This is a genomic window from Paracoccus salsus (assembly GCF_021556615.1).
In the GTDB taxonomy this organism is placed as follows: domain Bacteria; phylum Pseudomonadota; class Alphaproteobacteria; order Rhodobacterales; family Rhodobacteraceae; genus Paracoccus; species Paracoccus salsus.
Genome location: NZ_JAKGGD010000006.1, coordinates 76583 through 102075, shown reverse-complemented (window position 1 = coordinate 102075; position 25493 = coordinate 76583). Strand labels below are relative to the sequence as shown.

Sequence of the window (25493 nt, the reverse complement as noted above, 5' to 3'; positions counted from 1 at the left end):
GCGCGTGTCGCCAGGTTCGCCGGGGCTTGTCGGTTGCGTCCAGCGTATCGATCTGTCACCGTTGGTTCATCACGATGTCTTGAAAACACGGATGGAAAACATGGCGACTGGCGTCTGGATCAGTCTGATCCTCTATTTCATGCTGATGCTGGCCATCGGCATCTACGCGTGGCGCAAATCCACGTCGAACTCGGAAGAATACATGCTGGGCGGGCGCAACCTGCCGCCGGCCGTCGCCGCGCTGTCGGCCGGTGCCTCGGACATGAGCGGCTGGCTTCTGCTGGGGCTGCCCGGCGCGCTTTACGCAGCCGGACTGGTCGAGGCCTGGATCGGCATCGGGCTGTTCGTGGGCGCGCTTCTGAACTGGATCATCGTCGCGCCGCGCTTGCGCGAACAGACACAGCGCTATGACAATTCTCTCACGATCCCCGCCTTTCTGGCGAACCGCTTTCCCACCCGGGCACTGCCCTTGCGGGTGATCTCGGCGGTGGTGATCGTGGTGTTCTTCGCCGTCTACACCGCCTCGGGACTGGTCGGCGGCGGCAAGCTGTTCGCCAGCGCATTCGGCGGCAACTATCAGGCCGGGGTCTGGCTGACCCTTGGCGTCGTGCTGGCCTATACCGTGGTCGGCGGATTCCTGGCGGTCAGCCTGACCGATTTCGTGCAGGGCTGCATCATGATGCTGGCGCTGGTCATCATGCCGCTGGTGGTGCTGCTGGGGCCGGGGGGCGGCGGGCTTGCACAGGCGCGCGAGACCCTCGCTGCGGTCGATCCGAACTTCCTCTCGCTGACTCAGGGCCTGACAGTCGTGGGTTTCCTTTCGGCGGTCGCCTGGGGTCTGGGTTATTTCGGTCAGCCCCACATCATCGTCCGCTTCATGGCGGTGCGCAGCCTCGAGGAGGTGCCCACGGCCCGCAACATCGGGATGGGGTGGATGGCAATCTCGCTGCTCGGCGCGATCGGCCTGGGGGTCTTCGGTCGCGCCTATGTGGTCCGCAACGGGCTCAGCATCGAGGATCCGGAAACCATCTTCATCATCCTGGCCGAACTGCTGTTCCACCCGCTTGTCACGGGCTTCCTGTTCGCGGCATTGCTGGCCGCGATCATGAGCACGGTTTCCAGCCAGCTGCTGGTGTCCTCGTCGTCGCTGACCGAAGATTTCTATCGGCTGTTCCTGAACCGCGAAGCCAGCGATCAGACGCTGGTGCTGGTCGGCCGCCTGGCAGTGCTGGCGGTGGGGATCGTCGCCGCCATCATCGCGCGCGACCCGAATTCCAGCGTGCTTTCGCTGGTGTCCAATGCCTGGGCGGGCTTCGGCGCGGCGTTCGGTCCGCTGATCATCCTGTCGCTGACCTGGTCGCGGATGACCGGGCTGGGCGCGGTTGCGGGGCTCGTCGTCGGCGCGGGCACGGTGATGATCTGGATCTGGGCCGGGCTCAATGCCAGCTTCATGGGCGGGCCGGGCGTCTACGAGATCATTCCGGGCTTCATCCTCGCCATGATCGCGATCGTGGCCGTCAGCCTGGCGACCGAGGCCAAGGGCGAGTTCCGGCCCCTGAAACAGGGTTGATCGCGGCCCGCATCGGTCGCGACACAAGCTCGGGGGGGCCGGGGGGCAGACAGCCCCCCGGCCATCGCGGGACGCAAACGAAGGCGGCGGTCTATTCCGCCGCCTTCGCCATCGGGTTGTTGGGATGGGACGTCCAGTTGGCGTAGCCCCCACGTCGCAGGCCGGTCCGCAGGTCCAGCTCGCCCGGGGCCAGTTCGCGCATCGTGATGCAGTCCTCGACCGGACAGACATCGACGCACAGGTTGCAGGCCACGCAGTCCTCCTCGATCACCTCGAAGACCCGGCCGGGCTTCATGGCGATCGCCTGGTGGCTGGTATCCTCGCAGGCAGCGTAGCAGCGACCGCATTTGATGCAGGCGTCCTGGTCGATCACCGCCTTGGTGACATAGTTCAGGTTCAGCTGGTTCCAGTCGGTGACATTGGGCACCGCCCGCCCGATCAGGTCCGGCAGCGCCATCTCGTGGCTGTCCAGATAATCGCGCAGCCCCGAGATCATCTCCTGCACCACCTTGAATCCATAGGTCATGGCGGCCGTGCAGACCTGCACATTGCCCGCCCCCAACGCCATGAATTCCGCCGCATCGCGCCAGGTCGTGATGCCGCCGATGCCGCTGATCGGCAGGCCGCGCGTCGCGGCGTGGCGGGCGATCTCGGCCACCATGTTCAGCGCGATCGGCTTGACCGCCGGCCCGCAATAGCCGCCATGCGCGCCCTTGCCGTCGATGGTCGGCTGCGGGGCGAACAGGTCCAGATCGACAGAGGTGATCGAGTTGATCGTGTTGATCAGGCTGACCGCGTCGGCGCCACCCCGTTTCGCGGCCTCGGCGGGCTTGCGGACATCGGTGACATTCGGGGTCAGCTTCACGATGCAGGGCATCCGCGAATACTGCTTTACCCAGCGCGTCACCATCTCGATATACTCCGGCACCTGGCCGACGGCGGATCCCATGCCGCGCTCGCTCATGCCATGGGGGCAGCCGAAATTCAGCTCGACCCCGTCGGCACCGGTGTCCTCGATCTGCGACAGGATCCTGCGCCAGCTGTCTTCGTCGCAGGGCACCATCAGGCTGATGACGAGGGCGCGGTCGGGATAGTCGCGCTTGACGGTCTTGATCTCGCGCAGGTTCACCTCAAGCGGGCGGTCGGTGATCAGTTCGATATTGTTCAGCCCCAGCAGCCGGCGGTCGGGACCATGGATGGCCCCGTAGCGCGGGCCGTTGACATTGACCACCGGCGGACCCTCGCCCCCCAGCGTCTTCCAGACCACGCCGCCCCAGCCGGCCTGAAAGGCGCGGCGGACATTGTATTCCTTGTCGGTGGGCGGCGCCGAGGCCAGCCAGAACGGGTTCGGGGATCTGATCCCGACAAAGTCGCTGCGCAGATCAGCCATGTCAGCCTCCTTTCCTTCAGCGATCCGGCCTCAGCCGGGAATTTCGGGCGTCCGCCCGGTCAGATGGGCGTCGATATCCTCGGCGGCATCGCGGCCCTCGGCCACCGCCGTCACCGTCAGGTCGTCGCCGCCCGCGGCACAGTCGCCACCCGCCCAGACGCCCGCGATGCTGGTCCGGCCCGACGCGGTCACCGCGATCTTGCCGGTTTTCGTCAGTTGCAGCCTATCCGGAGGCCCCCCGAGCCGCTGACCGATGGCCTTGAACACCTGGTCTGCCTTCAGACGGAAGCCGTTCCCGGTCAGGTGCACCTGGCCGTCGCTGACCGCGGTATAGGCGAACTGGACGGCCTCGGCCGCGCCATCGTTGCCGATCACCGCGACCGGCGCCGCGCCGGTGATGATCCGCACGCCCTTGCTGGCGGCGTGGTCCTGCTCATGCTGCGAGGCGCCCATCTGCGCGCGGTCGCGGCGATAGACCATGGTGACGTTCTCGGCGCCCAGCAGCCGGGCCTGCACGGCGGCATCCACGGCTGTCATGCCGCCGCCGATCACCACCACGTCGCGACCGATGGGCAGGGCGGAGCGATCCTCGGCCTGGCGCAGTTCGGCGATGAAATCGATGGCATCGCGGACATTGCGGTAGTCCTCGCCCTCGGCGCGCAGCGCGTTCACGGCACCCAGCCCGATGCCCAGGAAAACGGCGTCGAACCGGTCCTGCAATGCCTGCAGCGTCAGGTCGCGCCCCAGCGCCTTGCCTGTCTCGATGGTGATGCCACCGATCGCCATCAGCCAGTCCACCTCGGCCTGGGCGAAGCCGTTCACGGTCTTGTAGCTGGCGATGCCGTATTCGTTCAGGCCGCCGGGCTTGTCGCGCCGGTCGAAGACGACGACCTCGTGGCCCTTGGCCGCGAGGCGATGCGCGCAGGACAGCCCCGCGGGGCCTGCGCCCACGACGGCGATGCGCTTGCCGGTCGGCGCGGCGCGGCGGAACGGATGTCCGCCCTGCGCCATCAGGCCGTCCGTGGCATGGCGTTGCAGCGCGCCGATCCGGACCGGATCGCCCTCGGACTCCATCCGCACGCAGGCGCCTTCGCACAGCGTCTCGGTCGGGCAGACGCGGGCACACATGCCCCCCAGGATATTGGCGTGAAAGATCGTCATCGCGGCCGCGTCGGGCGTGCCGGTCGCGATCTGCCGGATGAACAGCGGAATGTCGATGGCCGTGGGACATGCGGTGATGCAGGGCGCGTCATGACAGAAATAGCAGCGGTCTGCCGCGACCTGCGCCTCGTGCCGGTCAAGCGGCGGGGCGACATCGGCGAAATTCGCCGCAAGCTCTTCGGCGGTCAGCCGTCCGGGCACGATGCCGGGCGAGAGTCGGGCTTGGGACATTTGCGTCTCCTGGCTCACCTGTTGGACAGGATCAGGCTGGCACAGCTTCGATTTTTTATCAAACGGTAAAACCCCTGCGGCCGGTCCTTGCGACTGTTTCAGGCGGGCAGGTCCACAATTGCGGCAAGCCCCCCAAGCGCGCTGCGGTCCAGCCGCAGACGGCCCCCGTGCAGCGCGGCCAGATCGGCGACGATCGCCAGGCCAAGCCCTGATCCCGACGCCCCATCTTCGTCCAGACGCCCCCCCCGGATCAAGGCCTTCGGGGCATCGGTGTCTGCCATTCCGGCACCGTCATCCTCGACGCGGATGCACAGCCCGGCCGCACTCGCGGAGACGGTGATCTGCACCCGGCTGCGCGCCCATTTCACCGCATTCTCGGCCAGGTTGCCGATCATCTCTTCCAGATCCTGCCGCTCGCCCGCGAAGCCTGCCTCGGCCGGACAATCGGTCCGCACGGTGACGCCCCGGTCCTGCATCGGCCAGCGCAGCACCATCAGGATGTCGTCGATGACCGGAGGCACGGGCGTCCGCTGACCCAGCAGGCGCGGACCGGCCTGCCGGGCGCGGCGCAGATGCCAGCCCAGCAGCCGGTCCATCCGCGTGATCAGCGCCTGCCCGCCGTGATCGGGCGGCAATTCGTTGCGCAGCGCGGCAAGCGGCGTTTTCAAGGAATGGGCCAGATTGCCAAGATGCTGCCGCGCGCGCGCCAGCAGCGTTGCGTTCTGGTCAAGGGCGGCGTTGATCTCGGATGTCAGGGCGCGCAGCTCGCTGACGTCGGGCAGGGGCAGGCGGTCCATCTGCCCCGCGCGCACGCGCCGCAGATCGGCACCCAGCCGCGTCAGGCTGCGAAGCCCAGCCTGCACCTGGATGACGCTTGCCGCTGCAAGACCCAGGCCGAGCACGATCAGCGAGAACGCAAGCGGACGACGGATCTGGTGCAGGCTGTCGCGGATCTGGTCGACCGGTGCGGTGACGGTGACGGCGATCAGCGCGTCACTGTCGGGGATCGTAAACTCGCGCCGCAGCACGCGCAGGACGGCACCATCCGCGCCGATGCCATGCCCGCTCAGGAAGGACCCGCCCGGACCGTCAAGCCGTCCGTCCAGCAGCGATGTCGAGCGCGCCACGGCCCGTTCCCCGGCGCTGACCTGCCAGTACCAGCCGCTGAGAGGCAGGCCGAAGCGGGCGTCGATGGGCACGCCGTCGACCGTGATGCGGCCGTCTGCGGTGGCCTCGATGCTGCCGGTCAGCGCGTCGGCGACCGCATCCGCCTCGGCGTCGAAGCGGCCGGTCACGAAATCCTCGAGCAGATGCGACACCATCAGGAATGCCGCCAGCAGCGCAGCGCCCAGCCAGGCAGCGGCCAGCAGCAGCAGGCGCGCCCGGATCGATCGCATCAGCCGACGGCCCGCAGCACATAGCCTTCGCCGCGCCTTGTCTCGATAAGGCCGTCCCCGACCTTGCGGCGAAGCCGTCCGATCACGACCTCGATGGATTTGAAGTCGCGGTCGGTCTCGGCCTCGTAAAGATGCTCGGACAGCTCGGTCCGGCTGACGATCCGGTTCTGATGATGCATCAGATAGGACAGGATGCGCGTCTCGAAAGCGGTCAGCTTCAGGGCTGTCCCGTCGCGGGTGATGACACCCAGCTGGCTGTCCAGTTTCAGCGGGCCGGCCGCGATCACCGGCCGCGCATGGCCGGCCGCGCGGCGGATCAGGGTCTGCGCGCGAAGCACCACCTCGTCCAGCCGAAAGGGTTTCACGGCATAGTCATCCGCGCCGGCACGAAACCCGGCCACCTTGTCGGTCCAGTCGCCGCGCGCGGTCAGGATCAGGACGGGCATGGTAATTCCCTGATCGCGCCAGCGGGTCAGCACCTCGATCCCCGGCAGGCCCGGCAGACCCAGGTCCAGGATCGCCACGTCATAGCTTTCGGTGGCACCCAGAAACTCTCCCTCCGTGCCGTCGCTCGCCCGATCGGTCACGAAGCCCGCCGCCTGCATCGCCGTTGCAAGCTGGCTGGACAGCAAGGAATCGTCCTCGACAATCAATGCGCGCATTCAATCCTCGTCAACATCACGGTCTCGACCGTCGCGTTCCTCGCCGGTGCGACGCAAGGCGTCCAGCTGGCCACGTCCGGCGACCTCGAGGAATCGCCCGCTCCGGGCGTCCATCCGGACCCGCAACAGGTTGCGCTGTGGCGTGACCAGCCGGAACTCATAGACAAGCGCCGCGCCGAGGTCGCGTTCCCAGGGCCTGGGTGCGGCAATCCGGGCGCCGACCAGACGGCCCCGATAGCGATCGCCCAGGCTTTCGGCAAGCTCATGGAACGGCAGGGGCCGAAACTCATCCGCCCACACCGGCGACAGCATGGGCGAGGGCAGCGCATGTCGCAGCAGCCGATCCGATCCGTGCCCGCTCAGGGTCCAGCCGGTCAGGGCCAGAGCCAGCAGGATGATCGGGATACCATGGCGCGCTTGCATGGGACCATCTATGCGCCGATCCGCCCAAATGGAAACCAAACGAACCGTTGGCGTTCCGTTCGGCCTTGTTCGTCTAGAACCCGATTCGTGTGGCGGGACGTTGGTCCTGCCCGACCTGAACACAAGAAGGGAAAACCGACATGAGCAGAAACATCCTGAAGATCTCGGCGGCAACGCTGGCTCTGGTTGCCGGACTGGGCCATGCGGCGCTGGCGCAGGGCACCGCACCGGTCACCGCCGCCGATGATCTGCCCGCGGCGCTGCGCGCGCTGAACCTGGAGGCTGTCCAGATCCGGCAGGGACCGCGCGGCGGCCGCAAGATCGAGGGCGATCTGCCGGGCGGCGGCGAGATCGAGGCGCTTGTGAATGACCGCAACGACCTGGTCATGGTCGAGGTTGATGACATCGCGATGCCGCAACCGCTGCTTGAGGCATTGCTGCCGCAAACCGTGCGCGACAACGACATCCTGACGCAATTCGCGCAGATCGAGCGGGTGGGCGGTCGCGACGGTCGCTTCATGGTCTCGGGCGAGGATGCGGATGGAACCGATCTGCGGGCAGGCTTTGACCAGGACGGGCGCCTGCTGCGCTTTGGCCGGGATGAGGACGATCACGGGAAACGCGGCAAGCGCGGCATGGGCGGGCATCGCGAGGGCCGGGGCGGGGATCACGGCGCCTGGAACGGCAAGGGCGGCGATCGCCAGATGCGCGGTGTCGGGGACGAGATGCGCGGCGGTCCCGAGGGACGCCGCAGCCCGGATGGCCTGCGCGGGATGCCGCCGATCGACCGCCAGGCGCTGAACGAACGCCTGGGCGGTGCCGGATACACCGAGCTTGCCGCACCACGTCCGGCCGGGCCTCGGCTGCTGGTCGATGCCACCAACCCCGCGGGCGAGGCGGTCACGCTGGAGGTCGATCCGGCCGGCGAGGTGATCCGCGAAACCGCGCGCTGACCGCGCGCCGAACCAGGGCGAAGGGGCCGCATCAGCGCCGCGCCCCCTTCGCCCGCCCTCAGACGATGTAGCGGTCGCGGCGATGATTGACCGCGATCACCAGGTTCAGCACGATCGCGCCCAGAAAGCTCCACGCCACGGTGATCGGGTCGCGCAGCATGAACGCGATCAGGAACAGCCCGGCGTCGAAGATCAGCTGCACCCAGCCGGCGCGGAACCCGGTCGCGTCCTGGATATACAGCCCGACGATCCCGACCCCGCCAAGCGACGATCCGTGGCGAAACAGCGCCAGAAGCCCGGCCCCGGTCAGGCATCCGATCAGGACCGCGCCCACGGCCGGATGGATAGGCCCGAAGTGCAGATGCGCGGGCAGCACCATGCTGAAGGCCGACAGCAGCGCCACCGCCGCAAAGCTTTTCGCAACGAAACGCGGTCCGAAACGACGCCAGCCCAGCCAGTAGAAGGGCAGGTTGATCACGAAGAAGACCGGGCCGAATTCCCACCCGGTGGCATAGGCGATCAGGATGGCCATGCCGGCCGTCTGACCGGTGACGAATCCCAGATGGGTCAGCAGCAGGACACCCGCGGCGGCCATGAAGCTGCCGAAGGCGATGCCCTGCGCATCCTCGATCATGCTGTGCTTGCGTTGCGTGTCGCTCATCCGCGTGCTGTGCCCCCTGATCCGGATCGGCGCAAGGGCGTGACATGAAAAAAGGGGGGGGCGCGCCTGCCCCCCCCACCCGGTCCCGCGCATGTCGGCGCAGGAATCGCGCCGGATCAGTTCAACGCCTGGTCCGTGATGTCGTGGGTCCAGGCGCCTTCGGGCGCCTGGGAAATGACCGGGTCCGAGCCGCCGGCCAGCAGCGTATCGACGGTGCGCTGATAATCCGCCTCGTCCAGAGCGCCGTCCGAGCCTGCGGTCAGCTTGGCGACCTCGCCCATCATGCGGGTCTGGTGTTCGATGGTCTGGGCGCCGGTCTCGTCATTTTCAAGCACGATCTCGGCCGCCTCTTCGGGGTTTTCCTCGGCGTATTTCCAGCCTTTCATGCTGGCGCGCACGAACCGGACCAGCTTGTCCACCATCGCCGGGTCCTGAAGGTTCTGTTCCAGCGTGTAGAGCCCGTCCTCCAGCGTGGCGACGCCCTGGTCCTCGTATTTGAAGGTGACGAGATCGTCCTCGGTCAAGCCCGCGTCCAGCACCTGGCCGTATTCGTTGTAGGTCATGGTGCTGATGCAGGCCGCCTGCTTTTGCAGCAGCGGATCGACGTTGAACCCCTGCTTCAGCACGGTCACGCCGTCGGGACCGCCCTCGGTCGGGATTTCGAGATGGTTCATCCAGCTGAGAAAGGGATACTCGTTGCCGAAGAACCAGACCCCCAGCGTCTTGCCCGGAAAGTCGGCCTTGGGGTCGGTGATGCCCGATTCCTTGAGGCAGGTCAGCATCATCCCCGAGGACTTGAAGGGCTGGGCGATGTTGACGATCGGCAGGCCCTTTTCGCGGGCCGCCAGCGCCGCGGGCATCCATTCGACGGTCACATCGGCACCGCCCCCGGCCAGCACCTGCGTCGGCGCGATGTCCGGACCGCCGGGCTTGATGGTGACGTCAAGATCCTCCTCCTCGTAGAAGCCCTTGTCCTGGGCCACGTAATAGCCTGCGAACTGGGCCTGGGTGACCCATTTCAGCTGCAAGCTCAGCTCGTCCGCCGCATGGGCGCCGCCGCTCATCAGGGCGAAGGCTCCGACCGATAGCATCCGTTTCTTCATGATCCACTCTCCTGTTGGGGGCTCAGCCCCGTTGATTGCGCTGCGACGGGTGCCAGAAGGTCACCTTCTTCTCGATCAGCGCGACGACGCCATAGAACAACGTCCCCGCGATCGCCGCTACAAGGATCTCCGCCCAGACAAGCGGCAGGTCCAGCTGGCCCACGGCGGTCGAGATGCGAAACCCCATGCCGCGCGTCGGGCTGCCGAAGAATTCGGCCACGATCGCGCCGATCAGGGCCAGCGTGGTGGTGATCTTGAGACCGTTGAACAGGAACGGCATGGCCGCCGGCAGCCGCAGCTTCCAAAGCGACGCGCCATAGGGCGCCGCCCATGTCGCCATCAGGTCGCGCTGCATGGGATCAGTGGCGGCAAGCCCCGCGACCATGTTCACAAGGATCGGGAAGAACACCATCACCACCACCACCGCGGCCTTGGACTGCCAGTCGAACCCGAACCACATCACCAGGATCGGGGCGATGCCGACGATCGGCAGCGCGGCGACGAAGTTTCCGATCGGCAGCAGGCCGCGTTGCAGAAAAGGGCTGCGATCGATGGCGATGGCGGTCAGGATCGCGGCCGATCCTCCGATCAGCCAGCCGCTCAGTGCGCCCTTGAGGATCGTCTGCACGAAATCGGTCCACAGGATCGAGCCATTCGCGGCAACGCTTGCCCCGATCTGGCTGGGCGCGGGCAGGATGACCGTCGGCACGCCGTAGAGCGTGACGATCATTTCCCAGACCAGCAGCAGCGTGGCGCCAAAGATCAGCGCGACCAGCAGCCGCGAGGCGCGGGTGTCGATCCGGGCGAGCCAGACATTCAGGGCCCATCCGCCCAGCCAGACCGCAAGGATCGGCAGCGCGTTCATCGCGCCAGTCCCATGCGCCGCAGCGTAAGCCGTTCCAGCAGCCCGATCAGCAGGACCAGCCCCCCGGCCAGCGCGGCGGCGGTGAACAGGGCCGACCAGATTTGCACGGTCTGCCCATAGTAGCTGCCCGACAGCAGCCGCGCGCCCAGGCCGGAACTGGCGCCGGCCGGCAATTCGCCAACGATGGTGCCGACCAGCGCGGCGGCGATCGCGACCTTGAGACTGGCGAACAGATAGGGCATCGACGAGGGCAGGCGCAGCCGCCAGAAGCGCTGCGCGGGTGATGCGCTCCACGACCGCATCAGGTCCATCTGCATCGCCTCGGGCGTCCGCAACCCCTTGACCATGCCGACCAGCACCGGAAAGAACGACAGCCAGGCCGCGATGATCGCCTTTGGCAGAAGCCCGGTGATGCCGGCGCTGGCAAACACCACGATCACCATCGGCGCGATGGCCAGGATCGGCACGGTCTGGCTGGCGACGGCCCAGGGCATCAGCGACTGGTCCATGGCCCGGTTGTGCACGATGCCGACCGCCAGCAGGATGCCCGCCAGCGTGCCGATGCCAAAACCGGCCAGCGTCGCCGAAAGCGTGACCCAGCCATGCCAGACAAGGCTGCGCTTCGAGGTGATCTTCTGGCCGGCGATCCCGTCCCACAGCCCCGCCGCAACCTGGTGCGGAGCGGGCAGAACCGGCCTGTCCAGCGTCAGGGTCTGGCGGACGAATTCGCCTGTTTCCAGCACCGCGCCGCTGCGCGCGGCCTGATCGCGAACCCATTGCGCGTTCATGCCGACCGCCGCGACATACCAGACCATCACGATCACCAGAAGCACGGTCAGGATCGGCAGGACGCCGCCGCTGGCCGCGCGCCGCAACATTCCGCCGCCACGCATCCCGCCGATGGCCATGTCAGTCATAGCTGTGCCCCTCGCGCAGGCCCTCGCGGACCTCATGGGCCAGCGCGATGAATTCGGGCGTGTCGCGGATGTCCAGCGGGCGGCTGGCGGGCAGCGGGCTGTCGATGACGCGCGTGATCCGGCCGGGCCGGGGCGACATCACGACGATCCGCGTGGACAGATAGACCGCCTCGGGGATCGAGTGGGTGACGAAGCCGATGGTCTTGCCGGTCTTGGCCCATAATTCAAGCAACGCCTGGTTCAGCCGGTCGCGCACGATCTCGTCCAGCGCCCCGAAGGGCTCGTCCATCAGCAGGATGTCGGCGTCGAAGGCCAGCGCGCGGGCGATGCTGGCGCGCTGCTGCATCCCGCCCGACAATTGCCAGGGGAACTTGCCGCCGAACCCCGCCAGATCGACCAGATCCAGCACGCGGGCGACGCGCTCGGCCCGATCGGCCCTGGAAAACCCCATGATCTCCAGCGGCAGGCTGATATTGCCGGCGATCGTGCGCCAGGGATAAAGCCCGGGCGCCTGAAAGACATAGCCATAGGCGCGCGCGCGCCGCGCCGCATCCGGGTCCATGCCATTGACGGTCAGCTGACCCGAAGTGGGTGTCTCCAATGCGGCGATCGCGCGCAGGAAGGTGGTCTTGCCGCAGCCCGACGGACCGATGAAGCTGACGAAATCGCCCTTGTTGATGGTCAGATCCACATCCTTCAGCGCGTGAACGGGTCCGTCGGCGGTCTGGAAGGTCAGCCCGACCGCGTTCGCCCTGATGACCGGCTGGCTCAAGATCAGACCCCGGTCGCCGGGATGCCCGACCGTTCGACCGGGCGGGGTGCGGTCAGTTCCTTCCATTGCGACAGCGCGCGGTTCACCGTGCCGCGCGGTTCGCGGGGGACGAATTCGCCGTGACCCTCGCGGCTGTCCACCTTGCCCTCGGTCACGGCGACGACGCCGCGCGTGATCGTGTAGCGCGGCAGGCCCTTGACCTTCTGGCCCTCGAAGACGTTGTAGTCGATGGCGGATTGCTGGCTGCCGGCGCTGATGGTCTTTTCGGCCTCGGGGTCCCAGACGACCAGATCCGCGTCACTGCCGACCAGCACCGCGCCCTTTCGAGGATACATGCCCAGGATCTTGGCGCTGTTGGTCGAGGTGGCGGCGACGAACTCGTTCGGGGTCAGGCGGCCGGTGCCGACGCCATGCGTCCACAGCATCGGCATCCGGTCCTCGAGCCCGCCGGTGCCGTTCGGGATCCTGGTGAAGTCGCCGACGCCATGGCGTTTCTGTTCGGTGGTGAAGGCGCAATGATCGGTGGCCACGACCGACAGGCTGCCCGATTGCAGACCGGCCCACAGGCTGTCCTGATGCTTCTTGTCGCGGAACGGCGGAGACATGACCCGCCGCGCCGCGTGGTCCCAGTCCTTGTCGAAATATTCGCTTTCATCCAGCGTCAGGTGCTGGATCAGAGGTTCGCCCCAGACGCGCTTGCCTTGCTGGCGGGCGCGGCGGATCGCCTCGTGGCTGTCCTCGCAGCTGACATGCACGACATATAGCGGCACCCCCGCCATGTCGGCCACCATGATCGCGCGGTTGGTGGCCTCGCCCTCGACCTGAGGGGGGCGCGAATAGGCATGGGCCTCGGGGCCGGTATTGCCTTCGGCCAGCAGGCGGGCGGACAACTCGGCCACCACATCGCCGTTCTCGGCATGGACCAGGGCAATGCCGCCCAGATCGCCCACCCGGCGGAACGACGCGAACAACTCGTCGTCGTTCACCATCAGCGCGCCCTTGTAGGCCATGAAATGCTTGAAGCTGGTGATGCCGCGATCCACCACGGCCTGCATCTCGGCGAAGACCTGCTCTCCCCACCAGGTGATCGCCATGTGATAGCTGTAGTCGCAATGCGCGCGGCCGGACTTGTTGTCCCACATCTGCAGAGCGTCCAGCAGCCCCTGACCGGGCGAGGGCAGGGCGAAATCGACCACCATCGTGGTGCCGCCCGCCAGCGCGGCACGGGTGCCGCTTTCGAAATCGTCGGCCGAATAGGTGCCCATGAAGGGCATTTCCAGATGCGTGTGCGGGTCGATCCCGCCGGGCATGACATGGCAACCCGAGGCGTCCAGCACCTTGTCGCCCACCAGCCCCTCGCCGATCGCCGCAATCCTGCCGCCTTCGATCAGGACATCCGCCTTGTAGGTCAGATCCGCCGTGACGATTGTTCCACCCCTGATGACCGTGCTCATCGCCAACCTCTTCTTCCGTGACCAAAAATACGCCCCTTCTCGGGGGTCCGGGGGCAGCGCCCCCGGCTTGCGTCCGCGTCAGCGGACAATCTCGGCGGCATCCAGCACCGCGTGCAGCAGCACGTCAGCGCCCGCCTTCGCCCATTCGGGGCTGATCTCCTCGGCCTCGTTATGGCTCAGCCCGTCCACGCAGGGGCACATGATCATCACCGTCGGCGCCACGCGGTTGATCCAGCAGGCGTCATGGCCGGCGCCGCTGACAAGATCCATGTGGCTGTATCCCAGACGGTCGGCGGCCTCGCGCAGCTTCGCGGCCAGATCCGCATCGAAGGTCACCGGATCGAAATGGCCGACGGGCTCGATCTCGATTTCCAGCCCCAGCGCCCTTGCGATATCAGCGGCTTCGGCTTCGAGCCTCGAACGCATCGAGGTCAGCTTGTCCAGATCGGGACTGCGAAAATCGATGGTGAAGACGGCCTTTCCGGGGATCACGTTGCGACTGTTGGGCCAGACATTCGCCTGACCGACGGCGCCCACGGCGTTTGGCTGATGATCCATGGCGATCCGATTCACCGCCTCGGTGATCCGCGCCATGCCAAGTCCCGCATCCACCCGCATGTTCATCGGCGTGCTGCCCGTATGCGCGGCCTTGCCGGCCAGCGTCACCTGCAGCCACCACAGCCCCTGGCCATGCGTCACGACGCCGATCTGACAGCCCTCGGCCTCGAGGATCGGGCCTTGCTCGATATGGTATTCGAACATCGCGTGGATCGGCCGCTTGCCCGGCTCCTCATCGCCGCGCCAGCCGATCCGGTCCAGCTCGGCGCCGAATGTCTTGCCCTCGGCATCCTCGCGGCTGTTGGCATAATCCTCGTCATGCATGCCGGCGAACACGCCCGAGGCCAGCATTGCGGGCGCGAAACGTGTGCCTTCCTCGTTTGTCCAGTTCACCACCACGACGGGGCGACGCGTGGTGATCCCCATGTCGCGGATCGAGCGGATGATCTCCAGCCCCGACAGCACGCCCAGCACCCCGTCATACTTGCCGCCGGTCGGCTGGGTATCCAGATGGCTGCCCACATAGACAGGGTCCAGATCCGGCTCGGCCCCCTCGTGGCGCATGAACATGTTGCCCATACGGTCAAGCCCCATGGTCATCCCGGCCTCTTCGCACCACATCCGGAACAGGGCCCGCCCCTCGGCATCGGCGTCGGTCAGGGTCTGGCGATTGTTCCCGCCGGCGATTCCGGGTCCGATCCTTGCCATCTCCATGATGCTGTCCCAAAGCCTGTCGCCATCGACCGTCATGTTGGCGGCAGGTCCCGGACCGTTGCTGTCGGTCATGTCGTCTTCCTTCCTGTCTGGCCGTTCCGTCTTGATGCGAAATCGGCGTGATGGGGCGGCGACCGGTGCGCGGGAGCCGGCGACCGCTGCGGTTCAGGACGCGGTCTCGCGGACATCGGCGAGGGTTCCTGTCCGTTCGGCGATCCGCGCCTTGCGGATGATCGGCGGCGGAGACATGGCGATGATGGCGCCGGTGAGGCGGAGGCGGGTATGGCCGGCGTTGCGGCACCACCGCCCGGACGTTCCCGGACCAGGCGGCCGGGCGTCCGTGTCAGCGCCGTGCATGCCGCTGGCCGCGACCGGCAGGCGCGGGGCCGACCTGAAATTCGCCGTGCAGGGCGTCCAGAAGGCGCGCAGATCCATTGGCGCGGGCTTGCGGTCGAGCGGCATCTAGGAACCCCGGCGAATATTGACCAAATGGTCAGGATGAGGCTAGCACGCGGATGTTTTCAGTCAAGCATTCAAACCAGCGCGTGACAAATCACGTTCCGCTGCCCAGAAAAGGATCATGCCAGAGCGGGATGAGCGATGACAGATCAGAATGGTCCTCAACTCACGCGGATCCAGCAAAGGAACCGCGAACGAATTCTGGAGGGCGCGCTGACGGCCTTTTCCGCCAACGGGTTTCGCGGCGCGACGATCGACCAGATCGCCGAGGAGGCGGGCCTGTCCAAGCCCAACGTGCTGTATTATTTCGGTTCGAAGGACGAGATCCACAAGACTCTGCTGACGGCGCTGCTGGATCTGTGGCTGGCGCCGATGCTGAGCCTCGATCCCGATGGCGAGCCGCTGGACGAGGTGCTGCGCTATGTCTCGACCAAGCTTGACATGTCGCGCGACTTTCCCCGCGAAAGCCGCCTGTTTGCCTATGAGGTGCTTCAGGGCGCCCCGCATCTGAGCGAGATCCTGGGCGGGCGCCTGCGCGATCTTGTCGATGAAACCGTCGCGGTCCTGACCGGATGGATCGACGAGGGAAGGCTGGCCAAGGTCGATCCGCATCACCTGATCTTCTCGATCTGGGCGCTGACCCAGCATTACGCCGATTTCGAGGTGCAGGTGCGCGCGGTTCTGGGACCGGGCCACGATCCCTATGCCGAGGCCCAGGTGTTCCTGGAAAACCTGTTCCGGCGGATGCTGGCGACCTAGAGGGCGCGGCCCGTCGTGGATTTCAGCATTTCGGCTGCGGGCAGGATCAATGCCAGATTGTGGCGCGCGGCGGCGATGAAGTCGTTCCTTTCGCCGGAAAGCCAGTCCTTGGTGGCGGCGTTCGTCGCGGCGATGATCGCGGCTGCCAGGATCTCGACCATGCGACCGTCCGCGCGCGGCATCCGGCGGCTCAGCAATTCGCGCATCTGCGCCCGACGCGCCATCACGGCGCTGTTTCGCAAGGCCCCAAGCTTGGCGTCGGTCTCGGCCAGGCGAAACATGTGCGCCAACATCTCGCGCTCGGACAGGAAGCGGGCGAGATGCGCCTCGATCAACTGTTCCAGATCATCGATGAGCGAGCCGCTGCCTGCCACGAATCGTTCGGCCGCCTCGGACGGGTAGTCGGGCGGAGGGCCGGCCAGCGCGGCTTCCTTGTAGGGGTAATAGTTGAAGAAGGTGCGGGTGCTGATCCCGGCTTCGCGGGCGATCGCCTCGGTGGTGACGTTGGAGAGCCCGTCCCGGACCGCAAGCGCGACGGCGGCCGCCTGAATTTTCTTGGCTGTGCGAAAGCGGCGGGTTGTCTGTGGGCTCATGTCCTGGGGGTCGTCCGATCTGCTGGTGGGCCGAGTGCAGCACAGCGTTCCCGGAGGGGCAAGCGGCGTCAAGCATTCGTGCGTTTGCGTCACCTGAGCCAAAGCACTGAATCGGCTGAGACATCAAGCAGAAACACGCCGCCCGCGCAGGACAAGGCGGGCAGCGGCACATGTCTTCGGGCTGCGCGCTTCAGGCGCCCCAGGTGCGGACCGGACCGCAATCCATGTGGACGAAATTCGACCGGCTGTATTTGCCCACGCCCCCGGCATTGCAGGCTTTCGCGGCCTGGAACATCTGACCGACCGAGCGCGACTTGAGCCGCAGATCGGCGGCCTTGCCGGTCATGTGCAGCGAGTTCCTGGCAACCCCGCCAGAGCTGCGGCGCAGCATGGCATTGGTCTGGGGGGATCGATAGCCCGACAGCATCATGTAGGGTTCGTTGGTCTGCAGCAACCGGTGCGAGGCGGCGGCAACGTCGATGGCGCGCGGGTCGATCCCGATTGCCGTCCCGGTCCGCCAGTCGCGCATGAAGATGTTGATTTCGTTCAGGGCTTCGCGGATGTATTTGCCATCGACCCAATACACGGTGTCGAGGCTTTCGCCGGTCCGGCCGCTATACATGCGGATACGCCGCATGTCGCCCGCCCCGCGAAGAAAGCCGAATGCGTTGGCCATCACCGGAGCGGCGGCCACGCCTGTTGCTGCGAACACACCAAGGATGCCGCGGCGCGATAGAAGATTCATTGTCATGTCGGATCGCCTGTCCTGCTTCATTCTGGTCGCCGCGTTCTGGCGCGACTTCGTCGGGTTTATCCCCAACTTCCTAACAATATGTCAAAAGATCGTGTGTCGAGGAACAGTTTTCGTACCCGATGCCGCAGGATTTTACCCGCATAGGCAGAATCCCGCCGATCGACGCCACCGTGACGTTTTGGTTTCAGGCTGTGTCTTCGCCGCAACCCGAGGCGGCAAACTCGCTAAGATTGTGCCGGTCCGCTGGCGGATGCCCTGCGGCGATGGCATCATAAAATCCGGTTTTTCCGAGGTTGTGATGCGTTTGTCCCTGACACCTGCCGTTCTGGCTCTCGTCGTGCTTGGCGGCCTGCCCGAACCTGCGTCCGCTCAGGCATCGCTCGTGTCAGGCCGTGGGGCCGGCGTTGCAATGGCGCCACAACTGACCTTCCATCCCGAAGAAATGGCCCTCGCCGAAAGCGTCGCCGGCGCGCCTCAGCTTGCGGCGTTCTATGGAAGCAACGGGCTCAAGCCCATCTTTCAGGGCACGGATGGTGCTGCCTTGCGGGCCGCGCTGCACGAGGCGGTCGCCGCCGCACCGAGCCATGGCCTGCCTGCCGCAAGATACCGGCCCGAAGAGCTTTCATCGGCGGGGCAGGGGCTTGAGGCCGAACTGCTTCATGCGCGGGCTTTGCTGCGCTATCTGCGCGACATGACCGGCGGGGCGATCCGCCCCTCGGACGCGGACCCTCAGATCCATCGCAGCGTTGCGCGCCCGGACGCCGCCCGTCTCATGCGTGACTTTGTGCACGCGCCCGATCCGCGGGCCTTTCTGGCCGGGCTTTCTCCGCAGCACCCGGACTATCTCGCCCTGCAACGCGCGCTTGCCGGGTTCGAGGACCTGACGGTGCCCGCCGATCTGCCGCGCGTGCCCTCGGCATTGTGGCGGGTCGGGATGCGCGGCGACGGGGTCGAACCGCTGCGCGCGCGCCTGGAAAGCATCGGCTTCTGGGCCCCATCCGTTGATCCGCGGCTCTACGATGCCGCCCTGTCAGAGGCGGTGGCCCGCTACCAGGCCGCCGTCGGCTTGCAGGCCGACGGCATCGCCGGGCCCAACACGATCGCCCGGCTGAACGGGGATGCGGGTGCCGCCGATGACAGGCGCAGTCGCGCGATCACCGTCGCGCTTGAGCGGATGCGATGGATGGCCGACGACGATCTGCAGGCCCGCCACGTCTGGGTCAACATTCCCGAATTCGTCGCGCGGATCATGGATGGCGGGACAGAGGTGTTCCGGACACGGGTGGTGGTCGGCAAGACCGACCACGACATGCGGACGCCCGAATTCTCTGACCGGATGGAATATGTCGTGGTCAATCCGCGCTGGAATGTGCCGCGGTCGATCACCGTCAGGGAATACCTGCCGCGACTGAAGGCCAACCGCTATGCGGTGCCTCATCTCGACATCGTGGATGGCCAGGGCAAGGTCGTGTCGCGCGACAGGATCGACTTCTCGCGCTATGACGCCGGCAGCTTTCCGTATCGCATGCGGCAGAAACCCAGCGAAGACAATGCGCTGGGGCTGGTGAAGTTCATCTTCCCGAACCCTTGGAACATCTATCTGCACGATACGCCGACCAAGCATCTGTTCGGCAACGCCCGGCGCGCCTATTCGCATGGCTGTGTCCGGGTGGGCGATCCCTTCGATCTGGCCGCTCACCTGCTTTCGGCGCAAAGCGCCGATCCGCTTGGCCTGTTTCAGCGTGCCCTGGACAGCGGCCGCGAGACCTGGCTGGCGCTGACACCCGAGCTGCCCGTGCATCTTGTCTACTTCACCGCCTACCCCGACGCGTCCGGCCAGATCCGGTTCTTTGACGACATCTACGGGCGCGATGCGGCCGTCTGGGATCGTTTGCAGAAGGCCGCACTGGATTTGGGCCGCGAAAGCGATTAGATCGCGCTCGAAAGAGGGTGCGATGACGAAATCCGTGACCGTCGGTGATTTGGCCCGCGCGCTGGATGCGCGCTGCTGGGGCGACGAGACATTGAAGGTGACCGGCGCCGCAGAGCCGGCGGCAACCGAACCCGCAGGCGCCGAGGGCGGCATCATCGCGCTGGCCATGGCGGACAAATACGCGCGCGCCCTGAAACCCGGCAGCATGGCGATTCTGGCCGAGGGCATGCAGCCGGAAAACTATGGGCTGAAGGCCGCGATCTTCGCACCACGGCCGCGAGTGCTGATGGCGGGCCTGACGCGGGAATTCGACACCGGCCCCGATATCGCCCCCGGCATTCATGGCAGCGCGATCATCGATCCGTCGGCCAGCGTCGCCGGGGATGCCGCGATCGGTCCGTTCGTGGTGATCGGCGCGGATGTCCGGATCGGCGCCGGCGCACGCATCGGGGCGCATGTCTCGATCGGGCGCGGCAGCGTGATCGGCGAACAGGCCCTGATCCATCCCGGTGCCCGCATCGCGCATGGCGTGCGTGCCGGGGATCGGCTGATCCTGCAATCGGGTGCCGTGATCGGCGGTGACGGATTCTCGTTCGTGACACCCGAGGAATCCGGCATCGAGGAGATTCGTCGGACCCTGGGTGCGCGCGAAGGCATCAAGGCCCAGCACTGGACCCGCATCCATTCGCTTGGCGGGGTGGATCTGGGCGACGACGTCGAGATCGGCGCCAATGCAACCATCGACCGAGGCACCATTCGCGCGACCACTGTCGGATCGGGGACAAAGATCGACAACCTCGTGCAGCTTGGCCATAATGTCGTTGTTGGCCAGGACTGCCTGCTGTGCGGGCATGTGGGCATCGCCGGCTCGTCGCGGATCGGCAATCGGGTCGTGCTTGCCGGACAGTGCGGCGTTTCCGACAATATCGAGATCGGCGATGATGTGATAGCCGGTGGTGCGACCAAGATCTTCAGCCGTGTACCGGCGGGCCGTGTCATCCTGGGACACCCGGCCGTGAAGATGGACACGCAGATGGAAATTCAGAAGGCCATGCGGCGTCTGCCGCGTTTCGCACAACAGCTAGCAAAGCTTCAGGAAACTGTTACACGGCTGTTGGAAAAGGGCTGAGCAGGAGGCTCCATGACCAATACGATCAGATACCGCATCAAGGCCATCATCGCCGAGCAGGCGATGCTGGAAGCTGACCAGGTCAGCGAGGACGCCACGCCCGAGGACCTGGGAATCGACAGTCTTGGGCTGGTCGAGTCGATCTTTGCGCTGGAGGAGGAGTTCGACATCTCGATTCCCTTCAACGCCAACGAACCCGAGAAATCGGATTTCGATATCACCAACATGGGTACGATCATCGCGGCGGTCGAACGCCTGGTGTCGCAGAAGGCTGCATGAGCCCGAAGAAATCCGGCAAGAAGACGATGCCCCGGACTGTGCGGGCTGCGGGCGACACGGTCGCACCGCAGGGAGCGCAGGGACTGCGTCGGGTCGCGGTCACCGGGGCGGGCACGATAAACGCCCTTGGGCACGACGTTCCCTCGACCCTTTCGGCCTTCCGCGAAGGCCGCTGCGGGATCACCGCGCTGAACTTTCGCGACGTGGATCGGCTGTCGATCCAGATCGGCGCGCAGGTCCATGACTGGCGTCCCGAGGATTACTTCAACCGTCAGCAGATCCTGCTCTATGACAAGTTCACGCAGTTCACGCTGCTTGCGGCCAAGCAGGCGGTGGCGCAGTCCGGGCTGGAATTCGAGGGCGCGCTGGGGCTGCGCTCGGGCGTCATTCTGGGCACGGCCGGGGGCGGCCTGAACACCTGGGACGAAAATTACCGGGCGGTCTACGAGGAGGGAAAGAATCGTGTGCATCCGTTCGTGGTGCCCAAGCTGATGAACAATGCGGCCGCCAGCCACACCTCGATCGAGTTCGGGCTGCGCGGTCCGTCCTTCACGGTCGCAACCGCCTGCGCCAGTTCCAACCATGCGATGGGTCTGGCGTTCCAGATGGTCCGCTCCGGCGCGGCACAGGTGATGTTGACCGGCGGGTCCGAGGCGATGCTGTGCTTTGGCGGCGTCAAGGCGTGGGAAGGTCTCAGGGTCATGTCCAAGGATGCCTGCCGGCCCTTCAGCGCGAACCGCAATGGCATGGTCCAGGGCGAGGGCGCGGGGGTTTTCGTGTTCGAGGATTACGATCATGCAAGGGCGCGCGGCGCCGATATCCTGGCGGAGGTGGTCGGATTCGCGATGTCGTCCGACGCGCAGGATATCGTCATGCCGTCGGCGCAGGGTGCCGAGCGCGCGATCACCGGCGCGCTGCACGATGCCGGGCTGGCCCCGGAACAGATCGGCTACATCAACGCCCACGGCACCGGCACTGCGGCGAACGACAAGACCGAGTGTGCCGCGGTCGCGCATGCGTTCGGCCATCATGCCGACCGGCTGATGATATCGTCCACCAAGTCGATGCATGGTCATCTGATCGGCGGGACCGGCGCGGTCGAATTGCTGGCCTGCATCATGGCGCTGCGCGACGGGGTGATCGCCCCGACCATCGGTTATCAGGAACCTGACCCGGAATGCGCGCTGGACGTGGTTCCCAACGAGGCACGCGACGCCAAGGTCGATGCGGTGCTGTCGAACGCCTTCGCCTTCGGAGGCCTGAACGCGGTGATCGCGCTGCGGCGGGTCTGATCGAAGACGCCTGAAACGAATCACCGCGCCCGAAAGGGCGCGGCCTGGTCGTTCCGCCGGAAACGGGCGGCCTCTGTCTTCTTGCCTATTCGCTGGCCGGTTCGGCTTCGGCAGCCGGTGCGGGCTGTGCAGCAGCATATTCCGACAGCGCGTCGAACGAGGCCGTGAATCCGGACAGCGACAGCGTCAGCTCGACCGGCTTCTTGGGGTCCCCGCCGAAGGGAAGCAGCGTGACGGTCGCCTTGGCTCCGCGCTTCAACCCGGTCAGTTCCGCCTTGGTGAAGCCCATGCGCGAAACGCATCCGACCGGCGCGCAGAAGCTGAACGGATAGCCGCGTGGCTTGCCGCTGTCGACCGCGAAGCCGAGGCCCTCGACCAGGTCGGTCTCAAGCGGAGCGACAAGCGTCGCGCCGGCGGCAACATCGCCGTTCGCCAGCGGGATCAGGGTCAACTCGGCAACCGAGTTGCCCTCGGAATCCTTCATCAGCTGGTAAAGTTCGCACGGGTCCTTGATCTCATCGGTCCTGATGCAGCGCGTGGTCCAGTCCTGGTCGGTCGATTTCACATAATAGCTGCCGATCGCGGGCTCATCCGAAGCGGTTTCTTCCGGGGCGGGCGCAGCAGCCTCGTCTTCTGTCTCGGCCTCCGGCGTCTGCTCTGCGGCCGGGGCGGCGGTGTCTTCGGCCGGGGCGGCGGTGTCTTCGGCCGGGGCGGCAGTGTTCGCGGCAGCGCCATCCTCGGCAGACGCATCGGGCGCCGCTTCGGTCGCGACCGGCTGCTGGGTCGAGGTTTCGCTTTCGCCCGAAGGCGCGGCTGGATCGGTGTCCTGGGCGAAGGCCGGCGCGGCGATGAAGGCCAGCGCCGCCAGCAGCGCCTGCGAGGGTTTGATCGGCATGTGCATTACTTCCCTTTGCTCAATGCTTTTCAGCGGCCTAGCACGTATCGGCGCGATTGTCAGGCGGCATGATTGCGAACCAGCTTCACCTTGGCTTGACCTGTCCTGGGCGTGTCGGAATTTAAAAGGGCCGCAGCGATGACTGCGACCCCAACGCCTTGAGCGTATTCTCCCTGCCGGACTGGCCGGTCTTCATTGTGCTGCACGCTAGTTGCGCCATCACGATCCGTCAACAGTCCAGAATGTCATGTTCGATCAAGAAAAAAAGCCGCGCCCGAGGGCGCGGCAGTCCAACAGGGAGGAAGGTCCGGTACCACGGCAATGATCCCGGACAATTCCAATATGGCACAAATCCCTTAAGATTGTATTGTCGCATCGCACGCGCAGTGACGCGGCAGCGCATAACCGGATATCGGGACGGTGAAGATGGCGACGGTTCTGGATGAACAGGCAGGGACGGTGTTCGTGGGCGGGGGCGGGGCGGACCATGCGCAGCCACAATCGCTGCTGCTGAAATATGCGAATCGACACGGGCTGATCGCCGGGGCGACCGGCACCGGCAAGACGGTCACGCTGCAGACGCTTGCGGAAAGCCTTTCACTTGCCGGCGTTCCGGTGTTCCTGTCCGACGTGAAGGGCGACCTGGCAGGGCTTTCGCAACCCGGGTCGGACCAAGCCAGCCTGCATGACGCGTTCCGCAAGCGGGCGGATCAGATCGGCGTGACGCTGGCCTATCAGGCGTTCCCGGTGACGTTCTGGGATGTCTGGGGCGAGCAGGGTCACCCGGTCCGCACGACACCCGCCGAGATGGGGCCATTGCTGCTGTCGCGTCTGCTGGGCCTGACCGATGTGCAGGAAGGCGTGATGAACATCGCCTTCCATGTCGCCGATGAGCAGGGCCTGGCGCTGCTGGACCTCAAGGACCTCCAGGCGATGCTGGTCTGGGTCGGTCAGAACGCCACGGACCTGTCGCTGCGCTACGGCAATGTCAGCACCTCCAGCGTGGGCGCGATCCAGCGCGCGCTGCTGGTGCTTGAGAACCAGGGCGGGGCGAATCTGTTCGGCGAACCGGCGCTGGATCTGGCGGACATCATCCGGCAGGACGCATCGGGGCGGGGCATGATCAACATCCTCGCCGCCGGCCGGCTGATGACGTCGCCGCGGCTTTACGCGACCTTCCTGCTGTGGCTTCTGTCCGAACTGTTCGAACAGTTGCCCGAAATCGGCGATCCCGACCGTCCCCGCATCGCATTCTTCTTTGACGAATCACATTTGCTGTTCGACGACGCGCCCAAGGCCCTGATCGACAAGGTCGAGCAGGTGGCCCGGCTGATCCGGTCGAAGGGTGTCAGCGTCTGGTTCATCAGTCAGAATCCCGCGGACATCCCCGAGACGATCCTGGGCCAACTGGGCAACCGGGTGCAGCACGCGTTGCGCGCATTTACGGCAAAGGACCAGAAAGCCTTGCGCCTTGCGGCCCAGAACTACCGCCCAAACCCCGAATTCGACATCGCCGATGCAATCCAGCATGTCGGCACCGGCGAGGCCGTGACCTCGCTGCTCGAGGCCAAGGGCGTGCCGGGCGTGGCACAGCGAACGCTGATCCGGCCGCCATTCAGCCGGCTTGGAACGGTGACAGAGGCGGAGCGGGTCCAGATCATGCAGGCCTCGCCGATGGCGCTGAAATACGCCAGACGGCTGGAGCGCGATTCCGCCCACGAGGTGCTGGCGCGGCGAGCCGAGGAAGCAGCGCAAGCCAGCGCCGCGGCCGAGACGAACACCCAGGACGATGGCGGGCTGTTCGACATGGAGCGCGAGGAATATCGCAATGCCCGCCGCTACGAACCTCCTCGCGAGGCAAGCTCGCGCAGCGGCGGCGGCACCCGGTCGTCTCGATCGGATAGCATCGCCGAAACCTTCGGCAAGAGCCTTGCCCGGCAATTGGGGACGAAGTCCGGGCAGGCACTCGTCAGAGGTGTGCTGGGATCGCTGTTCCGAGGCCGCTGAGCGCGGATGCACCGACTTGCGGCAGGCCGCCGATCGCGGCCTTGGCGATGTCGTCCGGTTGCGGTGCCGCGGCGACCGCCGCCCGCATCTCGGCCAGCACGGCGATCATCAGCAGCACATGGCGCCTCATGTCATAGGCCGGATCGCTGCGCAGACGCGCATCGTTCAGCATCGCTTCCTCCGCGCGCAACCTGGCCAGTGCTGCGCCAGGCCTGACGCAGCCGTCCAGGCGCAGCAGGCGCGGCAGGTCGCGATCGCGTTTCCAGCCTGACTGACCCTCGCGCGCGGCGCGGATCAGCGTGGCGGGCCGGCGAAGCCCGTCACGGGCGGGGCGGGGGCGGAAGACGATCACGTTCGGCATCGCTGTCATGGTTTTCGGTCCTCTTGGCTGTCGGTGATCGCAGCTTCACACAACTTTAACGTGCGTTGCTTTCCGACCCTGTGCAGCGCGCGGCGGACCAAGGTTTCTTTAGGATTTGTTAGGGAATGTTGCGCCTATGTGCAGAAAGCAGCCTGTCATCCACAGGAAATAACGCAACCCAGGGTAGCCAGCTGCCGGGCG

Annotated in this window: 25 protein-coding genes; 8 read left to right on the top strand and 17 right to left on the bottom strand. The window is 66.2% G+C overall.

Annotated features, from left to right (window positions below):
* The first annotated feature begins 100 nt into the window (after positions 1–100).
* On the top strand, positions 101–1570 hold the full coding sequence (gene putP, locus L1965_RS12625; RefSeq protein WP_235756805.1) for a sodium/proline symporter PutP: 1470 nt from the start codon (positions 101–103) through the stop codon (positions 1568–1570).
* A 91-nt stretch (positions 1571–1661) separates the two neighbouring features.
* On the opposite strand, the gene preA is transcribed toward putP, so the two are convergent.
* From preA to L1965_RS12600, 5 genes are all read right to left on the bottom strand, one after another.
* Positions 1662–2960, bottom strand: a complete 1299-nt coding sequence (preA, locus tag L1965_RS12620) for an NAD-dependent dihydropyrimidine dehydrogenase subunit PreA (RefSeq protein WP_235756804.1) — start codon at positions 2958–2960, stop codon at positions 1662–1664.
* Positions 2961–2990: 30 nt separating this feature from the next.
* A complete protein-coding gene (locus tag L1965_RS12615; RefSeq protein WP_235756803.1) occupies positions 2991–4352 on the bottom strand; it encodes an NAD(P)-dependent oxidoreductase in 1362 nt (453 codons plus the stop codon).
* A 98-nt stretch (positions 4353–4450) separates the two neighbouring features.
* Positions 4451–5749, bottom strand: a complete 1299-nt coding sequence (locus L1965_RS12610) for a sensor histidine kinase (protein ID WP_235756802.1) — start codon at positions 5747–5749, stop codon at positions 4451–4453.
* On the bottom strand, positions 5749–6411 hold the full coding sequence (locus L1965_RS12605; RefSeq protein WP_235756801.1) for a response regulator transcription factor: 663 nt from the start codon (positions 6409–6411) through the stop codon (positions 5749–5751). The genes L1965_RS12610 and L1965_RS12605 overlap by 1 nt, the downstream gene beginning before the upstream one ends.
* Positions 6412–6834: a PepSY domain-containing protein gene (locus L1965_RS12600; RefSeq protein WP_235756800.1), complete on the bottom strand. Its 423-nt coding sequence runs from the start codon at positions 6832–6834 to the stop codon at positions 6412–6414. It lies immediately after the preceding gene.
* Between the two features lie 140 nt (positions 6835–6974).
* Between L1965_RS12600 and L1965_RS12595 the strand changes: the two genes are divergently transcribed.
* Complete coding sequence (locus tag L1965_RS12595) at positions 6975–7787, top strand: hypothetical protein (protein WP_235756799.1); 813 nt, start codon at positions 6975–6977, stop codon at positions 7785–7787.
* Positions 7788–7845: 58 nt separating this feature from the next.
* Here L1965_RS12595 and L1965_RS12590 read toward each other — a convergent pair whose 3' ends face one another.
* The 8 genes from L1965_RS12590 to L1965_RS12555 all read right to left on the bottom strand — a co-directional run bounded on the left by L1965_RS12590 (position 7846) and on the right by L1965_RS12555 (position 15293).
* Positions 7846–8448, bottom strand: coding sequence for a YitT family protein (locus L1965_RS12590; RefSeq protein WP_235756798.1), 603 nt, complete (start codon positions 8446–8448; stop codon positions 7846–7848).
* A 116-nt stretch (positions 8449–8564) separates the two neighbouring features.
* A complete protein-coding gene (locus L1965_RS12585; RefSeq protein ID WP_235756797.1) occupies positions 8565–9551 on the bottom strand; it encodes an ABC transporter substrate-binding protein in 987 nt (328 codons plus the stop codon).
* A 22-nt stretch (positions 9552–9573) separates the two neighbouring features.
* On the bottom strand, positions 9574–10416 hold the full coding sequence (locus L1965_RS12580) for an ABC transporter permease (RefSeq protein WP_235756796.1): 843 nt from the start codon (positions 10414–10416) through the stop codon (positions 9574–9576).
* On the bottom strand, positions 10413–11324 hold the full coding sequence (locus tag L1965_RS12575) for an ABC transporter permease (RefSeq protein ID WP_235756944.1): 912 nt from the start codon (positions 11322–11324) through the stop codon (positions 10413–10415). The genes L1965_RS12580 and L1965_RS12575 overlap by 4 nt, the downstream gene beginning before the upstream one ends.
* Position 11325: 1 nt before the next feature.
* Positions 11326–12171 (bottom strand): ABC transporter ATP-binding protein, encoded by an 846-nt coding sequence (locus tag L1965_RS12570; protein WP_439332090.1) that lies wholly within the window; start codon positions 12169–12171, stop codon positions 11326–11328.
* Entirely contained in the window at positions 12108–13559 is a 1452-nt protein-coding gene (gene hydA, locus L1965_RS12565) for a dihydropyrimidinase (protein ID WP_235756794.1), read from the bottom strand. Before hydA ends, L1965_RS12570 begins: the two co-directional genes overlap by 64 nt.
* 78 nt (positions 13560–13637) lie before the next feature.
* Positions 13638–14903 carry a Zn-dependent hydrolase gene (locus L1965_RS12560; RefSeq protein ID WP_235756793.1) on the bottom strand — a complete coding sequence of 422 codons (1266 nt, stop codon included), beginning with the start codon at positions 14901–14903 and terminating at the stop codon, positions 13638–13640.
* A 93-nt stretch (positions 14904–14996) separates the two neighbouring features.
* Positions 14997–15293, bottom strand: coding sequence for a hypothetical protein (locus L1965_RS12555; protein WP_235756792.1), 297 nt, complete (start codon positions 15291–15293; stop codon positions 14997–14999).
* A 138-nt stretch (positions 15294–15431) separates the two neighbouring features.
* Here L1965_RS12555 and L1965_RS12550 point away from each other — a divergent pair, with 138 nt between their 5' ends.
* Positions 15432–16049 carry a TetR family transcriptional regulator C-terminal domain-containing protein gene (locus L1965_RS12550; RefSeq protein WP_235756791.1) on the top strand — a complete coding sequence of 206 codons (618 nt, stop codon included), beginning with the start codon at positions 15432–15434 and terminating at the stop codon, positions 16047–16049.
* On the opposite strand, the gene L1965_RS12545 is transcribed toward L1965_RS12550, so the two are convergent.
* Positions 16046–16642: a TetR/AcrR family transcriptional regulator gene (locus L1965_RS12545; RefSeq protein WP_235756790.1), complete on the bottom strand. Its 597-nt coding sequence runs from the start codon at positions 16640–16642 to the stop codon at positions 16046–16048. The genes L1965_RS12550 and L1965_RS12545 overlap by 4 nt on opposite strands.
* A 190-nt stretch (positions 16643–16832) precedes the next feature.
* Positions 16833–17393 carry a peptidoglycan L,D-endopeptidase MepK gene (mepK, locus tag L1965_RS12540; RefSeq protein ID WP_235756789.1) on the bottom strand — a complete coding sequence of 187 codons (561 nt, stop codon included), beginning with the start codon at positions 17391–17393 and terminating at the stop codon, positions 16833–16835.
* 301 nt (positions 17394–17694) lie between these two features.
* On the opposite strand from mepK, the gene L1965_RS12535 reads away from it, so the two are divergent.
* The 4 genes from L1965_RS12535 to L1965_RS12520 all read left to right on the top strand — a co-directional run bounded on the left by L1965_RS12535 (position 17695) and on the right by L1965_RS12520 (position 22029).
* Positions 17695–19329, top strand: a complete 1635-nt coding sequence (locus L1965_RS12535) for a L,D-transpeptidase family protein (RefSeq protein ID WP_235756788.1) — start codon at positions 17695–17697, stop codon at positions 19327–19329.
* Between the two features lie 22 nt (positions 19330–19351).
* The gene (lpxD, locus tag L1965_RS12530) at positions 19352–20458 is read left to right on the top strand and encodes a UDP-3-O-(3-hydroxymyristoyl)glucosamine N-acyltransferase (protein WP_235756787.1); all 1107 of its coding nucleotides are present in this window, start codon (positions 19352–19354) and stop codon (positions 20456–20458) included.
* A gap of 12 nt (positions 20459–20470) precedes the next feature.
* Positions 20471–20737 carry an acyl carrier protein gene (locus tag L1965_RS12525; protein ID WP_235756786.1) on the top strand — a complete coding sequence of 89 codons (267 nt, stop codon included), beginning with the start codon at positions 20471–20473 and terminating at the stop codon, positions 20735–20737.
* An 83-nt stretch (positions 20738–20820) separates the two neighbouring features.
* On the top strand, positions 20821–22029 hold the full coding sequence (locus L1965_RS12520; RefSeq protein ID WP_235756943.1) for a beta-ketoacyl-[acyl-carrier-protein] synthase family protein: 1209 nt from the start codon (positions 20821–20823) through the stop codon (positions 22027–22029).
* A gap of 85 nt (positions 22030–22114) precedes the next feature.
* On the opposite strand, the gene L1965_RS12515 is transcribed toward L1965_RS12520, so the two are convergent.
* Positions 22115–22924 (bottom strand): invasion associated locus B family protein, encoded by an 810-nt coding sequence (locus L1965_RS12515; protein WP_235756785.1) that lies wholly within the window; start codon positions 22922–22924, stop codon positions 22115–22117.
* A gap of 426 nt (positions 22925–23350) precedes the next feature.
* Between L1965_RS12515 and L1965_RS12510 the strand changes: the two genes are divergently transcribed.
* Positions 23351–24931, top strand: coding sequence for a helicase HerA-like domain-containing protein (locus L1965_RS12510; protein WP_235756784.1), 1581 nt, complete (start codon positions 23351–23353; stop codon positions 24929–24931).
* On the opposite strand, the gene L1965_RS12505 is transcribed toward L1965_RS12510, so the two are convergent.
* Positions 24894–25301 (bottom strand): DUF6477 family protein, encoded by a 408-nt coding sequence (locus tag L1965_RS12505; protein WP_235756783.1) that lies wholly within the window; start codon positions 25299–25301, stop codon positions 24894–24896. The genes L1965_RS12510 and L1965_RS12505 overlap by 38 nt on opposite strands.
* Positions 25302–25493: the final 192 nt, after the last annotated feature.